Genomic DNA, 14,385 nt, shown 5'->3' with positions numbered 1-14,385 from the left:
ATGAATACCGTTATCCGCCGCGCCGAACGCCAGGACGCCAAACTGATCCTCGCGATGATCGCCGAACTGGCTGAATATGAGAAAGCGCTGCACGAAGTGGTCGCCAGTCAGCAGGATATTGAAACGTCACTGTTTGCTGATAATTCCACCAGTGAAGCGCTGATTTGTGAAGTGGATGGTGTTGCAGCGGGCTACGCGGTGTTCTTTACCAGCTACTCTACGTGGCTGGGGAAAAACGGTATTTACCTGGAGGATCTGTATGTCAGCCCGCGTTTTCGCGGTCAGAAAGCCGGTAAAACGCTGCTGCGCTATATTGCACAACTTGCGGTGGCGCGCGGCTGCGGCCGCCTGGAATGGAGCGTGCTGGACTGGAATCAGCCTGCCATCGATTTTTATAAAAGCATTGGGGCTGCGCCGCAGGATGAGTGGGTGCGTTACCGGATGGAAGGGCAGGTATTGACGGATTTTGCTGAATCCTGAGTTTTTTGCGCTCTGCGCTTTAAGCTTTACGCTTTGCGTTAAGGTCAAGTTCCAGGTCAAGGGCGTTTCGCTTTCCCGCTGTCGCGGGCTGAGCGACAAGGGGCGGCCAGTCGCCGCCGCCCCTTGACCCCGGGCTTGCGGCAGGCGCCGCGCCCGTTTCACGGGTGCCTTCGTCAGCTCCGTTCACCGACGGACCGTTCGTGACGGGACGTCCTGTCCCGGCACGACCTTTCACCGCCGTCCTGGCGGTGAATCCTGGTTCACATCGCCTCCTCAGCGCTGCTTAATTGCCGCTTCAACGTCAAAACCCAATTCAAAATCTAAAAATTAAAAAAGACAAAAACTGAATAAGACCAAAAGGGGTTTTTATATTTGCTCCGTGTTTGTTCTTTTGACGTTGACCTGGCCGTTGACCTTTTGAGCGGCAATTAAGCTTCGCCGAAGGAGGGCGGATTTCCAGGACGAGCCGACAGGACGTCGGCGAGAGGGTGTGCCGGGACAGGGATGTCCCGTCACAACCGATCCGGCAGGAAAGCCGCTTGACTGAGGGAACCCGCGTTAAGCGGGCGATGCGCCTGCCGCAAGCCCGGGTCCCCAGGGCGGCGGCGACTGGCCGCCCTGGGTCGCTCAGCCCGCGCAGCGGGAAAGCGAAACGCCCTTGACCTTGACCTTGACCTTGTTTTTCGGGTCGACCAAAAAAAAGGTCATCCCCTACATTTGTAAGACAAAAGAAATAATGACGCAGGAAACGGTAATCTAATGCAACATTAATGTTGATAATGATTATCATTCATATATTATGTCGCAAATTATAAACGTTGTTTGCCCTGCCACAGGGCTTTGTTAATTGCTATTCCTGAAGCCGTTGTTGAGCGAATACCCATAATAACATCGCAGGTATTTCGCATGATTAAGTTTTCATCCCGCCAGGGATTACTGCACACGTCTCTCGTCGTGGGGACACTGTTCACCGCCGCCGTCTCCACGCCGCTTACCGCGGCTGAGCAGACCGATGAATCGTCCGCCAAAGCCCGCCAACAAAACACGCCGCAGGATGATGCGGTGATGACCGTCTTGTCGCCAGAAGTGAAGAAAGTGGCAGGAAGTTCAGTCACCCTTAATGCTGCCGATATGCAGCAGCGTGGTGGCAATAACTTCGGCACCATCATGCGTTACCAGCCGCTGATCGGCGCGGTAGGCAGCAGCAGCGGTTCTTCCACGGGCAAAAGCGGCTTCGACCGGGGCGGCTACACCGGCTATAACATCCGTGGTCTGGAAGGTAACCGCGTGGCGCTTGACGTCGATGGCATCCCGCAGCCAGAAGCCACCGGGCGCAGCTACGCCAGCCGTGCCGGGGTGAACACCTTCGGCATCGGCCGTGACTACATTGACCCTTATCTCTACGGTCGCGTCGAGATTGAATCTGGCGCAACGATAACGTCACGTGCGAATACCGCACTGGGCGGTACCGTCTCCTTCCTGCCGAAATCAGCCGATGATTATCTGACGCCGGGCAAACACACTGCGTTTGGCTTCCAGAGCGATTACGACTCCTCCAGCCGCAGCTGGCATAACGGCATCACCGCTGCCGCCGGGGATGAAACCCTGCGTGGTCTGATGGTGTACAGCCGCCGTGATGGTCAGCAGACCCGTAATAACAGCGATGAACTTGACGCTTACCCGGAAAACTGGCACTCCGACGCGTTGCTGACGTCCGGTATCTGGCAGCCGAACGATGAACACAAGCTGACCGGAACGGTCGATTTTTACAGCAAAGTGAATCACAGCCGCTATGACAGCTGGGCTACTGACGGCAATACCTTACTGGGCGATGCGAACCAGCAAAGCAACACCCGCCGCTGGGGTGTCAGCCTGAAAGATGAGTGGACACCGGGTAACGACTGGGTCGACAGCCTGAGTAATAAAATTTATTACCAGCACACTGAAGCACACGACAATACGCTGATGCCATTAGGCACTGCGGGTGCCATGCAGCGCGTGTACTCTGATTACAACGTGGAAACGTACGGCTACGAAGCCCAACTGGCGAAGACGCTGGGTCGCCACGATCTGCTGGCCGGGATCAACGGGCGACTTTCAGAAACCGAACGCCCGTTCAGCCAGTCTCCGGCACAGAGCGGCACCAGCATGACCACCAAACCTGAGGGTGACAGCCGTACCCTGGTGCTGGGCGCGTTTGTGCAGGACAGTATCCTGTTTGACCTTGATGGTCATGCGTTCTCTGTGGTGCCGGGCGTGCGTGTGGCGCATCAGGAAACCAAACCGCAGAACCTCGCCAATATGGCCGCGGGCACGGATGTGCTGACGCCTGCCGATGCAGAGAAGCTGTACGGAAAAACCAACAGCGATACGCAGCTGCTGCCGTCCATCAGCTTTAACTATGATATTACCCCGCAGCTGATGACCTACGTGCAGTACAAGCGCGGCGCGCAGTTCCCGAACGCCAGCCAGCTGTATGGTTCATGGAACCTCGGTTCCAGCTACGCCGGAAACCGTCAGTATGCCTTGCTGGGCAATACCGATCTGGAAACGGAAACCAGTAACAACGTTGAATGGGGCGTGAAGGGCCAGGCAACGGAAGGCGTAACGCTGCACGGTGCGATGTTCTATAACACGTACAAAAACTTTATTGCGTCGACCCGTTATTCTCGCGCTACGGCACCGGATAAGTTCGTTAACGTTCCTGCGAATATAGCCACTATCTATCAGGCAGAAAACCGTGATAAAGCCTATATCTGGGGCGGAGAAGTCAGCACCAAAATCAACTATGGCACCTGGTTTGATCAGGTTAACGGCCTGAGTACCACCTTTGCGTTGGGCTACAGCAAGGGCCAGGCAAAATCCCGCTATGATGGCGACAAGTATGTTGACCTCGACAGCGTGGCCCCGATGAAAGCCGTGGTTGGCGTGGCGTTTGACGATCCGGCGCAGCGCTTTGGTACGGCGATCACCGCGACTTTTGTTAAAGGGAAGCAGGCGCAGAGCACCAACCGCAACAGCTACCTGAACAGCGGAGGTGCGCTGACGGACGCCACCACGGAATATACGCGCGTGCCGGGTTACGGCATGGTGGATATGACGGCCTGGGTGAAAGTGACGAAGAACGTGAAGCTAAGCGGTGGAGTATATAACCTGACCGATCGTAAATATTGGGATTACCTCAGCAGCCGTAATATGACCGGGGAAACTCAGGTGGATATCAACGATCGCTCACTGGCCGTCCAGCCAGGACGTAACTTCCAGTTAGGTGTGAACGTCGATTTCTGATGTAAAGCAAACGCTTAACACCAGCACGGGGCGACCGGAAAAAAGGGTCGCCCCCGACAGGATTGCGTAGGGGCTGACCTTCTTTTTCGGTCAGCCCTTTATTTTGCGTGCTGATCAATATGCCCCAAATCCCGCTCCGGGAAACAGACGGCGCGCAGGCGGCGTTTGATCTCGGCAGCATCCGGGAAGCCGTCATCGGTTTTACGGTTCCAGATCACCTGCTGATTTACCGTGATCTCATACACGCCGCCGGTACCGGGGATGAGGGTAACCGCACCGAGATCGGTACTGAAGGTATGCAGCAGTTCCTGCGCCATCCAACTGGCGCGCAGCATCCAGTTGCACTGGGAACAATATTGGATCGTGACAACCGGTAATTGGCTCATGCAAGTAACCTCACCATCGTATTGAGAAGATTATTTTCCAGCCCCGGCCATAAACATCCGGACCGCGCAGGCTGTCATTTCACGTACCCGCTTCTCGCTCATTGGCGGAGCGGTGCGCTGATAAATACGGATTTCAATTTCAGCGGTCAGCAGTGCCAGAAACTGCAAGGCGCGTACCTGCGGATCGCCGAGGCGCAGCGCGCCGTTATCCATCGCTGACGAGAACAACCGCGCCAGTTTTTCCACGCTCTCACGCGGGCCGGATTCATAAAACAGCATGCCCATATCGGAATGCCCGGCTTCCCCCACCACCATACGATAAACCGACAGGGCGGTATTATCCGTGGTCATCACCTGCAACATCTGCTCGCCAAAGCGCTGTAGTTTCTCTTCCAGCGTCACGCTTTTCGCCACCGCATCGTTAAGTACATTGGCGGCGTCTGTCAAATGTTGAGTGGCATAGGTGCGGATCACCGCGCTGAACAGCTCCTCTTTCGAGGGAAAATAGTTATACAGCGTGGCTTTGGAGCCGCCAAGGCGCTTTGACAGCTCATTCATGGATGCGCGCTCGTAACCCATCTCCTGGAAAAGCTGTGCGGCAGCTTCCACGATCGCCTCACGGCGTGCTTCAGTTCGGACTTTCATCGGCTCTCCCGCGAAAAATAAACCCGAGTGTACATTTTATTGACAGAAAAATCCTGCCAGGGCATAACTATACCGTACAGTACGGTTCACTTATAAAAAAGGGTATTCTTATGTTCACTCAACGCCAGGTTTTTACATCGTCTTTATTACTCCTCTCGCTAGTACTGGCAGGCTGTGCGGGCACGCAGCCACCACGTTATGCCGGGTTATCGTCTGCTGAACAGCTGCGGCCTAACAGCGGTGAGGATGCCTATCGCCAGCCGTGGCGCACCGCAGGCCAGGTCGACTGGAAAAAATACACCACAGTGACGGTGGACCCGGTCATCGTCTATCAGGGCGCGGATAATCAGTTTGGCGATCTCAGCCAGGCCGATCGTCAGGAGCTGGCCGATTATCTGTACCAGCGCTGCAACGAGGTGCTGAAAACCCGGTTTTCACCCAGCCAGCATCCCTCGCCACAGGCGCTGCGCATTAAGCTGACGCTTACCGGAGCCGAGACCACCACGCCGGTGCTGGGAACGTTCACCAAGTTCGATCTGGCGGGTGGGCCGTACAATATTGTGCAGGCGGTGCGTGGGCGGGAAGGGCTGATGAACGGTTCAGTCAGTTATGCCGTTGAGATCTATCAGGCCGACAATAACCAGTTATTACAGGCCTGGGTGACGAAACAGTATCCCAATGCAATGAATGTCGGGGCCAGCTTTGGTTCCCTGTCGGCCGCTAAAGTGGGCATTGATAAAGGGGCTGACCAGCTGCTGGCTGTGCTGAAATAGTCTGACGTCAACACCAGGAAATACCCGGAAACAGAAGCGGCCGCAGAGCCGCTTTTTTTCTAAATGCTTTTTAACGCTGAACTTTCCCCGATTTCTTCTTTGTTCTGTCTGTGCGGCTTTGTTATTGCTGTCGTTTACTTCAGGCAAAAAAAGAAGGAAGCCTTAATGGAAATCTACTGGTATCTCACCGCCCCCGACGGGCCGCAGCCCTGGACCGCCTCCGGCAGTCGCAAAATCGACTATGCCTGGTTTCAGGAAGTGGCGCAGGCGGTGGATAATCTGGGGTTTACCGGCGCGCTGCTGGCCACCGGCGCGCACGACCCCTGGATTGTCGGGGCTTCGTTGATCCCGCTGACGCAACGGATGAAGTTCCTGATCGCGATCCAACCTGGGCTGGTTTCCCCCACGCTGCTGGCCAAAATGGCGGTGACGTTCAACCAGTTCTCCCAGGGACGCGTGCTGCTCAATGTGGTGAGCGGCGATAAAAATACCCTGGGTGCGTATGGTCTGCATCTTGAACACGACCAGCGCTACCAGTTAAGCGATGAGTTTCTTACCGTGCTGAAGCCGTTGCTGGCAGAACAGACGGTGGATTTCGAAGGTGAACACCTGCATATCAGCAACGCCCGTCTGGCGCTGGGCAACGGTGGCTACCCACCGCCTGCGCTATGGTTCGGCGGTTCATCGGAGGCAGCGCAGGACGTTGCGGCAAAACATATTGATACCTATCTCTCCTGGGGTGAAACGCCGCCGCAGGCCGCAGAGAAAATTGCCGCCGTGAAACAGAAAGCGCTTCAGCATCAGCGCACGCTGCGCTTTGGCATCCGTCTGTATGTGATCCTGCGGGAAACGGATGAAGCCGCGTGGCAGGCGGTGGAGGCGCTGTACCGTTCAATGGACGATAAAGCGATTGCTGCCTGCCACGCGCTGGCCGCCGGATCGGATTCTGTCGGTCAGGCACGCATGAGCGCACTGCACAATAACGCCCGTCCGGAAAACCCGCGTGAGCTGGAGATTTACCCGAATCTGTGGGCTGGCATCGGCCTGGTCCGTCCGGGGCCGGGTACCGCGATTGTCGGCAGCCCGGAAACCGTTGAGCGCGTACTGCATGACTATCAGCAGGCCGGCGTAGAGGTGTTTATCCTGTCCGGTTTCCCGCTGGTGGAGGAAGCACAACGCTTCAGCCAGCTGGTGTTACCGCGTCTGTCGCTGGACGCGCCCGCGGTGACGCACGTGGCTGATGATTCCGGTAATACCTTCACCTGGAGCAATCTGTGGGACAGCCCGGTGGGGCAGCAGGAGGATCGTGGATGACGTTACGTATTGGCAGTCACCCGAACAATCTTTCACTGTTTATTCTGCGCCATCGCGGCGTGCTGGAAACGGCACTGGCAGCGCAGGGCGGCGTGGTCTGGACGGATTATCTGCATGGGGGCGACAGTGCCACTTTTCTGGCAGAACAACGGCTGGATGTCGTCGGCACCGGGTCCACGCCGCCGCTGCTGGCACAGGGCAACGGTCTGGACGTGGCCTATCTGGCGGCCTCACCCGACCGGACGGCAAACTGCGCGCTGCTCGGGATGAAAGACGGGCCGCGTCAGAGCGCCAGCGATCTCAAAGGCGCGCGCATCGCCTGCATGAAAGGATCGTTTACCGACCATTTCCTCGCCCGGCTGCTGTTGCAGAACGGGCTGACACTGGACGATATCCAGCTGGTTGACCTTAACGGCAGTGAGTCTGCCCGTGCGCTGCGCGAGGGACGGGTGGATTTGTGGGCGGCTATCGATCCCTGGCTAACCGCGGCACAGGATGCTAAAAAGGTGCGCTGCCTTGTTCAGGTGGGCGAGGTGATCCGCAACCGTTCCCTGTTCTGGTGCCGTGAACGCTGGCTGCATCAGTCTGCGCAGCAGGCGGAAATCCTGCTGACGGTACTGGCCGAGAATGACCGCTGGATCGCCAGCAACAGTCAGCAGGCCGCGGAGCTGATCCATCGGCATCTTCCCGGCTCACTCAGCGTCACCAGCTGGCTCTCGACTATTCGGTCCCGCCCGTGGGGCATTCACCGGGTGACCCCGGAACTGCTGGCAGAGCAGCAACAGCAGGCCGACGATCTGTTGGCCGCCCGATTTATCACCCAGGCGCTGCGGATAAACGTCGCGCTCGACAATGGAGTACAGGCATGAATAAGGGAGTGCTGCGCTGGCTGGTCGCCGCGGCGTTAGGCGTAACAATGACGGCGCAGGCCGCAGACGAGATCACACTGAGAATAGGGTTTTTACGGGCACCAACCGACCTGGCGCTGGCGAAAGAGAATGGCAGCCTGGAAAAAGCGCTGGCTGCGCACAACGTAAAACTGGAATGGGCAGGGCCGTTCTCATCAGCGGCACCCGCCTATGAAGCAATGAATGCCAACGCCATTGATATGACCACCGGCAGCTCCACGGCCTTTGTCACCGCCATTGCCGCCGGGCTGCCGCTGGTGTTCTTTGGTTATCAGGCGATGTCGCCTGATGGAGAAGGCATTGTGGTGCGCAACGATTCCACGCTGAAAACGCTGGCGGACCTGCGCGGTAAAAAAGTGGCGGTGAACAAGGGTGGCACGGGAGAGTATCTGCTGTCACGCGCGTTGCAGACGGCCGGGATCAAAGAGAGCGAAGTACAGAAAGAGTACCTGACGCCGACGGACAGCGGCAGTGCCTTTGTCGGCGGTCATGTGGATGCCTGGGCGGTGTGGGACCCGTTCCTGTCGCTGGCGCGTCAGAGCTACGAAGGGCGTCTGCTGACCAATGGCAAACAGCTGGGATCGGAGAACGCCGTGGGTTACTTTGTCACTGAGCAGTTTAACCGCCAGCATCCGGACGTGGTGAAGATCGTCTGGCAGGTGATGAAAGAGCAGAATGTCTGGGCCAAAGCGCACCCGCATGAAGCCGGGAAAATCTGGGCACAACAGATGGGCCGTCTGGGCGAAGGGTTGGGCGATCGGCTGGGCGAGGTCAATACTGTTCCGCTGTCGTCAGTAGGGGCAGAGCAGCGCCAGCATATTCAGCATGTTGCTGAGTGGTACTTGCAACAGGGGCTGATTAAGGCTATTCCTGATATTCAGGGTCACAGCGTGGAACTGTAACTCACGCGCTATCCTGCCAAACCGGGCCGACCAGCAACGTCGGCCCCACGTTTTATGCACCGTACGGAGCCTGGCTAATGACACGTATGACGGCAAAAGATTTCCCTCCTGAACTGCTCGAATATTTTGACTTCTATGTACACGGTAAAATCACGAAACGTGAGTTTCTGGATATCGCGGCGAAGTTTGTTGTCGGTGGCCTGTCGGCGGCGGCACTCGGCACCTTACTGACGCCGAATTATGCCTATGCGCAGCAGGTTGAGTTTACCGATCCCGATATTCTCGCGGAGTATATTCACTACCCGTCCCCGCAGGGACACGGGAGCGTGAAGGGTTACCTCGTCCGTCCGGCGAAAGTCACGGGGAAGGTGCCTGCAGTGGTGGTGGTGCATGAAAATCGCGGGCTGAACCCGTATATCGAGGATGTGGCGCGGCGGGTGGCGAAAGCCGGCTTTATTACGCTGGCCCCGGACGGATTAAGTTCGGTTGGCGGCTATCCGGGCAATGATGAGAAAGGGCGCGAGCTGCAACAGCAAATTGACCCGACAAAGCTGATGAACGACTTTTTTGCGGCGATTGAGTTTCTGATGCAGCACGATGGTGCCAGCGGCAAAGTGGGCATAACCGGCTTCTGTTATGGCGGCGGGGTGGCGAATGCGGCGGCCGTGGCCTATCCCGAACTGGGCGCTGCCGTGCCGTTTTATGGTCGCCAGCCGAAAGCGGAAGATGTGGCCAAAATCAAAGCGCCGCTGCTACTGCATTATGCGGAGCTGGATACACGGATTACCGAGGGCTGGCCGGCTTATGAAGCTGCGCTGAAAGAGCATCATAAAGTCTACGAAGGCTATGTGTATAAAGGCGTGAACCACGGTTTTCATAATGATTCGACGCCGCGTTATGACAAACCGGCGGCAGATCTGGCGTGGGAGAGAACCATCGCCTGGTTTAAACACCATCTGGTGTAACCGGACTCTGGCGTTTGATCATATCCACCAGCGCCCTCAGGCTGACGGGCATATGGCGATTCGCCGGGAAATAGAGGCATAAACCAGGGACTGGCGGGCACCATGCCTCCAGTACCCTGACCAGCATTCCCTGATTGAGCGCTTCCCGCACATGGCTTTCTGGCACATAGGCGATCCCCAGCCCCTGGAGGGCGGCCCCGGCCATCAGGGCTGAGCTGTTTAGCGTCAGCGTGCCGGGAACATCCAGCGCAATCTGCTGTCCGTGGCGTGAAAATTCCCAGCGATAACGCCTGCCGCCGGGCAGACGCTGACGAATGCAGCGATGCTGCGCCAGATCATCGGGCACGCCGGGGGCCGGATGCTGCGCCAGATAGGCGGGTGAGGCCACGGCAACAAACCGGATATCCTCACCAAAACGCACGGCGATCATATCGGCGGCCACATCCTCCGCCAGCCGGATCCCGGCATCAAACCCCTGTGCCACAATGTCCACCAGCCTGCCATCCACCACCAGATCCAGCTCCACACCCGGATAACGTGCCTGATACTCCGGGATGACGGTCATCAGTAGCTGCTGAATCGCCTCTTCACCGCCGTTAATCCGCAGCGTTCCCAGTAATTGTCCCTGAGCATCCGCTACCTCCTCAAGCGCCTGCTCCAGCCCGTTGAGGTGGGGTGTAATGCGCCGCAGCAGCTTTTCTCCGGCATCGGTCAATGCCACGCTGCGCGTGGTGCGGTGCAGCAGGCGCACGCCAAGGCGCTCTTCCAGCCCGCGAATAGCATGACTCAGGGTTGAGCGCGTGACGCCTGATAATTCTGCCGCCCGGCGAAAACTGCGTTGCTCTGCCACGGCGATAAAGGCTTTGAGGTCAGAGATCGAGGGGGTTCGTATTGGTGATTTCATTTCACCTCTTCATGCCAATTGTTGAGTCTTATCATGCCTGTCAGCGTGCCATAAGCTGTGCGGGTGAGTAAACAACATTGATGGAGAGCAGCGATGAGCAACAAAACATGGTTTATTACCGGCACCTCGACAGGCCTGGGGCGTCTGATGACAGAACGCCTGCTGCAGCGGGGCGACCGCGTGATTGCCACCCTGCGCAGGCACGGCCCGCTGGACGATCTGTTAGCCCGCTGGGGAGAACAGCTCTCGGTCGTGCTGCACGGATACCGCCACGATGCGCACGGTGATACAGCAGGCCTTCGACCGCGCCGGGCGTATCGATGTGCTGGTCAGTAACGCAGGCTACGGGCTGTTTGGCGCAGCGGAGGAGGTCAGTGACGCGCAGATCGCACGGCAAATCGCCACCAACCTCACCAGTTCAGTGCAGCTGATCCGCACCGCATTGCCGTTTCTGCGCCAACAGGGAGGAGGGCGGATTGTGCAAATTTCTTCGGAGGGTGGGCAAATCGCCTGGCCTAATTTCAGCCTTTATCACGCCAGTAAATGGGGGATTGAAGGGTTTATTGAGTCCGTCGCGCAGGAGGTTGCGCCGTTCGGTATCGATTTCCTGCTAGCCGAACCGGGGCCGACCGATACACCGTTTGTCACCGGGATTGATATCGCTGAACCGATGGCGTGTTACGACAACACACCCGCAGGAGCCGTGCGGCGGGGGATTGCCGATGGCAGCATTGCGATTAATGGTGATGCGAAAAAAACCGTGGAGGCGATTATTGCCGCAGCGGATCTCGATAACCCGCCGTTTCGTCTGGCGCTGGGCAGCAAGGCGTATCACTCTATTCGGGAAGCGCTGACCTCGCGTTTGCAGGTGCTTGACGCAACGAAAGACATCGCATTCAGCGTTGATAAACAGGGCTGACCATGCAGAGCGAGCCGTCCGGCTCGCTCTGTCGGGGGGGTTAGTGGGTGGCGGATTTTTGCATGGAGGCGGTGGTGACGGCGCGCTTATTCTGTGCCGCCTTCACGCGCATATATTTCACCGCAATGGCAATCACCGCCGTCAGCAGAGCACCGGTAAACATGGTCAGCAGGGCCAGTGACGGTTTGTTCATCGCGCCCAGCAGGACCACAATTGGCCCGCCGTGCGCAACCTGATTGGTGATGCCCAACTGGAACGCCATCACCGCTGCCGCCATACTGCCGATCACGTTAGCCGGGATCACGCTAAGCGGGTCGCGTGCCGCAAACGGAATGGCCCCTTCAGAAATACCCACCAGACCCATCGCAAACGAGGCTTTACCGGCTTCATTCTCTTCACCAGCAAACAGCGACAGCTTACGGGACAGGAACGTGGCCAGACCCATCCCCAGCGGGGCTACCGGAATGGCGCAGGTAATTGCGCCCATATACTCCGCATGGCCTGCCGTCAGCATGCTCAGGCAGAACAGGAAGGCGACTTTATTCACCGGCCCGCCCATATCAAACCCGGCCATGCCGCCTATCACAATACCCAGCAGCACCAGGCTACTGCCATTCAGCGACACCAGCAGATGATTCATTCCGGTCATGGCGCTGGAAATCGGTGCGCCAATCACAAAAATAAATAGCCCGGCAATAAACAGCGTACCCGTCAGGGGAACGATCAGGATCGGTACAAGTGGTTGTACCATTTTGGGGTAACGGCGCGTGGCCAGCCAGCGCACCACATAGCCCACAATCAGCCCGGCGAGGATCGCACCGATAAACCCGGTTCCCGCTTCTGCGCCGTAGAAACTGCCGGTATTGGCAATCCAGCCGCCGATAAAGCCGGGAGCCAGCGCGGAGCGGTCGCCGATAGCGTAAGCGATATAGGCGGAAAGGATCGGGATCATCAGTTTGAAGGCCACCACGCCGACATCCAGCACCGACTGCCAGATACTGCCTTCGGGAATACTCATGCCGGAAGGGCCGGGCTGGCCGCCAATGGCCAGCGACAGGGCAATCATCAGCCCGCCGGTGACCACAAAGGGGATCATATGCGACACGCCGTTCATCAGAAAACGGTAGATATCGCTGCGTCCTGAAGGCTGCGCAGCCGCGCTGCTGCTGCCGGAAGATTTATCAGCCTGATACAACGGGGCTTCCAGCCCCTGGCGGATCACCTGCTGCGCAGCTTTAATCGGGGCTTTGACCGGGGTTTGAATCAGCTTCTTCCCGGCAAAACGCGCCATCTCCACCTGTTTATCACTGCACACCAGAATGGCGTCGGCCTCGGCAATTTGCTGAGCCGTCGGGCTGTTACGCACGCCGATGGAGCCGTTGGTTTCGACAATAATCTGGTAACCCAGTTCACGTGCTCCCTGTTCCAGCGCTTCCGCCGCCAGGTAAGTGTGCGCGATCCCGGTCGGGCAGCCGGTAACGCCGATCAGCAAGCCTTTGGTTGCGGTAACCGTGGACGCAGACGTCTGCGTGGGGGCGGTCAGCAGCGCCATGACGGCCGCCGGGCTGTCGGCGGCCAGCAGACGTTCACTGAAACCGTCCTCAATAAACTTCCCGGAGAATGCCGCCAGCACTTCGATATGGTGGTCGGCACCCTGCTCAGGCGAGGCGATCATAAAGAACAGGCGGCTGGGCTGGCCGTCTTCAGCACCATAATCGATGCCCTGACGGCTGATGCCGATAGCGACGGCGGGGTGTTTCACCGCGGCACTTTTTGCATGAGGAATGGCAATCCCATCTTCAAACCCGGTGTTCGCAATGGCTTCGCGCGCCTGCACATCGGCAATAAACTGCGCTTTATCCGTAATATTGCCGGCACGGAACAGCAGTTCAGCCATCTCGCTGAACACCTGCTCTTTGCGGGTGGCGTGTAAATCAAGGCAGATTAATGTTTCATTTATAAGTGTGTTAATCATTATGCAGCCTCTCGGTCGGTCAGTAGGGGGTACAGCAATAAGATCGGGTGACTTACGGCAGGGTGCGTATCCAGTTCATAGTGGCCGGGTAGTCGGGGGCATTAAACGCCAGCGATCCCATGACCACGGTATCCGCTCCGCTGCGACGCAGTTCCGGCACGGTATGTTCACGGATGGCACCATCGGCCGCGAGGAAGATGTGTTGCTGCGCAGGGGAATCCTGGATCAGACGGCGTGCCTGTTGCAGCCGGTCGTAAGCCTCATCGGCCAGTCCCTGACCTTTGACTCCCATGCGCGTGCCGAGCAGGGTGACAAACGCCAGGCGGGAGAGATACGGCGTTAAATCGCTGACCGGGGTATGCAGTTGCAACACCATCCCGGCGGCACAGCCGTGGTGCTCAATCCGCGCCAGCGCCTGTTCGATGGGCTGATTTTCCCCCTGAATCGAGATGATATCGGCACCGGCCTCGGCAAACTGGTCGATCTGCTCCAGCAGGATCGCGTCGGATACCATCAGGTGAACATGCAGCGGTTTGGTGGTGACCTTGCGCAGCGCCGCCACCAGGTCCGGGAAAAACAGCATTGAGGGGGTAAAGTGGCCGTCAGCAACGTCAACATGGTAGATATCCGCCAGTTCATCGACGCGAGTGATGTCATCGGCCAGATGGGCGAGGTCGGCTGACCATACCGACATTTCAGCCAGGAGGCGGTCAGTAGGCAGCTGTTGCAGGCAGTGGGTACGTGGGGTTGTGGTCATCATCATGTCCTTGTTCACAGAGTCGATTAATTCGGGCCAACAGGCTGACCCGCCTTATCTTCATCATTGATTTTTTGCTGTCGCTTAAAAACACAGCGCCACGGATAAATTCATTTCCGGTTTTCGTTAAAACCGGAAATGAATATGAATACGATCACAGTCAGGCAAC

Annotated in this window: 12 protein-coding genes and 1 pseudogene; 8 read left to right on the top strand and 5 right to left on the bottom strand. The window is 57.7% G+C overall.

Features of this window, described 5'->3' with window-relative positions:
* Together WH277_RS18685 and WH277_RS18680 are read left to right on the top strand one after the other, a co-directional pair.
* Positions 1–480: a GNAT family N-acetyltransferase gene (locus tag WH277_RS18685; protein ID WP_339506295.1), complete on the top strand. Its 480-nt coding sequence runs from the start codon at positions 1–3 to the stop codon at positions 478–480.
* Positions 481–1,386: 906 nt separating this feature from the next.
* Positions 1,387–3,768 (top strand): TonB-dependent receptor domain-containing protein, encoded by a 2,382-nt coding sequence (locus WH277_RS18680; protein WP_167864905.1) that lies wholly within the window; start codon positions 1,387–1,389, stop codon positions 3,766–3,768.
* Positions 3,769–3,866: 98 nt separating this feature from the next.
* Here the strand turns inward: WH277_RS18680 and WH277_RS18675 are convergent, their stop codons facing one another.
* Together WH277_RS18675 and WH277_RS18670 are read right to left on the bottom strand one after the other, a co-directional pair.
* Entirely contained in the window at positions 3,867–4,154 is a 288-nt protein-coding gene (locus tag WH277_RS18675) for a SelT/SelW/SelH family protein (protein WP_133841995.1), read from the bottom strand.
* A 30-nt stretch (positions 4,155–4,184) separates the two neighbouring features.
* Entirely contained in the window at positions 4,185–4,799 is a 615-nt protein-coding gene (locus WH277_RS18670) for a TetR/AcrR family transcriptional regulator (protein WP_133841996.1), read from the bottom strand.
* 110 nt (positions 4,800–4,909) lie between these two features.
* Between WH277_RS18670 and WH277_RS18665 the strand changes: the two genes are divergently transcribed.
* The 5 genes from WH277_RS18665 to yghX all read left to right on the top strand — a co-directional run bounded on the left by WH277_RS18665 (position 4,910) and on the right by yghX (position 9,661).
* The gene (locus WH277_RS18665; protein ID WP_339506294.1) at positions 4,910–5,572 is read left to right on the top strand and encodes a DUF3313 domain-containing protein; all 663 of its coding nucleotides are present in this window, start codon (positions 4,910–4,912) and stop codon (positions 5,570–5,572) included.
* A 165-nt stretch (positions 5,573–5,737) separates the two neighbouring features.
* Positions 5,738–6,886, top strand: coding sequence for an LLM class flavin-dependent oxidoreductase (locus WH277_RS18660; RefSeq protein ID WP_339506293.1), 1,149 nt, complete (start codon positions 5,738–5,740; stop codon positions 6,884–6,886).
* Positions 6,883–7,755 (top strand): ABC transporter substrate-binding protein, encoded by an 873-nt coding sequence (locus WH277_RS18655; RefSeq protein ID WP_339506291.1) that lies wholly within the window; start codon positions 6,883–6,885, stop codon positions 7,753–7,755. Before WH277_RS18660 ends, WH277_RS18655 begins: the two co-directional genes overlap by 4 nt.
* Positions 7,752–8,696, top strand: a complete 945-nt coding sequence (locus WH277_RS18650) for an aliphatic sulfonate ABC transporter substrate-binding protein (RefSeq protein ID WP_133842000.1) — start codon at positions 7,752–7,754, stop codon at positions 8,694–8,696. Before WH277_RS18655 ends, WH277_RS18650 begins: the two co-directional genes overlap by 4 nt.
* Positions 8,697–8,773: 77 nt before the next feature.
* Positions 8,774–9,661: a YghX family hydrolase gene (gene yghX, locus WH277_RS18645; protein ID WP_339506289.1), complete on the top strand. Its 888-nt coding sequence runs from the start codon at positions 8,774–8,776 to the stop codon at positions 9,659–9,661.
* Here the strand turns inward: yghX and WH277_RS18640 are convergent.
* The gene (locus tag WH277_RS18640; protein WP_339506287.1) at positions 9,642–10,565 is read right to left on the bottom strand and encodes a LysR family transcriptional regulator; all 924 of its coding nucleotides are present in this window, start codon (positions 10,563–10,565) and stop codon (positions 9,642–9,644) included. The genes yghX and WH277_RS18640 overlap by 20 nt on opposite strands.
* Before the next feature lie 93 nt (positions 10,566–10,658).
* Here WH277_RS18640 and WH277_RS18635 point away from each other — a divergent pair.
* A pseudogene (locus WH277_RS18635) lies at positions 10,659–11,484 on the top strand (SDR family oxidoreductase).
* A 40-nt stretch (positions 11,485–11,524) separates the two neighbouring features.
* On the opposite strand, the gene WH277_RS18630 reads toward WH277_RS18635, so the two are convergent.
* Entirely contained in the window at positions 11,525–13,459 is a 1,935-nt protein-coding gene (locus WH277_RS18630; protein WP_167864907.1) for a PTS fructose transporter subunit IIABC, read from the bottom strand.
* Positions 13,460–13,511: 52 nt separating this feature from the next.
* A complete protein-coding gene (locus WH277_RS18625; protein WP_227534530.1) occupies positions 13,512–14,222 on the bottom strand; it encodes a ribulose-phosphate 3-epimerase in 711 nt (236 codons plus the stop codon).
* Positions 14,223–14,385 lie beyond the last annotated feature (163 nt).

It is taken from the genome of Erwinia sp. MYb416 (assembly GCF_037479575.1).
Taxonomy (GTDB): Bacteria; Pseudomonadota; Gammaproteobacteria; order Enterobacterales; family Enterobacteriaceae; genus Erwinia; species Erwinia rhapontici.
The sequence above is the reverse complement of the archived record's forward strand: the minus strand, read 5'-3'. Positions and strand labels throughout refer to the sequence as shown.

Bases quoted from the DNA above. Each gene is read 5' to 3' on its own strand.
- WH277_RS18665 (WP_339506294.1), top strand. From the start codon at position 4,910: ATGTTCACTCAACGCCAGGTTTTTACATCGTCTTTATTACTCCTCTCG.
- yghX (WP_339506289.1), top strand. From the start codon at position 8,774: ATGACACGTATGACGGCAAAAGATTTCCCTCCTGAACTGCTCGAATAT.
- WH277_RS18650 (WP_133842000.1), top strand. From the start codon at position 7,752: ATGAATAAGGGAGTGCTGCGCTGGCTGGTCGCCGCGGCGTTAGGCGTA.
- WH277_RS18680 (WP_167864905.1), top strand. From the start codon at position 1,387: ATGATTAAGTTTTCATCCCGCCAGGGATTACTGCACACGTCTCTCGTC.
- WH277_RS18630 (WP_167864907.1), bottom strand. From the start codon at position 13,459: ATGATTAACACACTTATAAATGAAACATTAATCTGCCTTGATTTACAC.
- WH277_RS18685 (WP_339506295.1), top strand. From the start codon at position 1: ATGAATACCGTTATCCGCCGCGCCGAACGCCAGGACGCCAAACTGATC.
- WH277_RS18640 (WP_339506287.1), bottom strand. From the start codon at position 10,565: ATGAAATCACCAATACGAACCCCCTCGATCTCTGACCTCAAAGCCTTT.
- WH277_RS18670 (WP_133841996.1), bottom strand. From the start codon at position 4,799: ATGAAAGTCCGAACTGAAGCACGCCGTGAGGCGATCGTGGAAGCTGCC.
- WH277_RS18625 (WP_227534530.1), bottom strand. From the start codon at position 14,222: ATGATGATGACCACAACCCCACGTACCCACTGCCTGCAACAGCTGCCT.
- WH277_RS18675 (WP_133841995.1), bottom strand. From the start codon at position 4,154: ATGAGCCAATTACCGGTTGTCACGATCCAATATTGTTCCCAGTGCAAC.
- WH277_RS18655 (WP_339506291.1), top strand. From the start codon at position 6,883: ATGACGTTACGTATTGGCAGTCACCCGAACAATCTTTCACTGTTTATT.
- WH277_RS18660 (WP_339506293.1), top strand. From the start codon at position 5,738: ATGGAAATCTACTGGTATCTCACCGCCCCCGACGGGCCGCAGCCCTGG.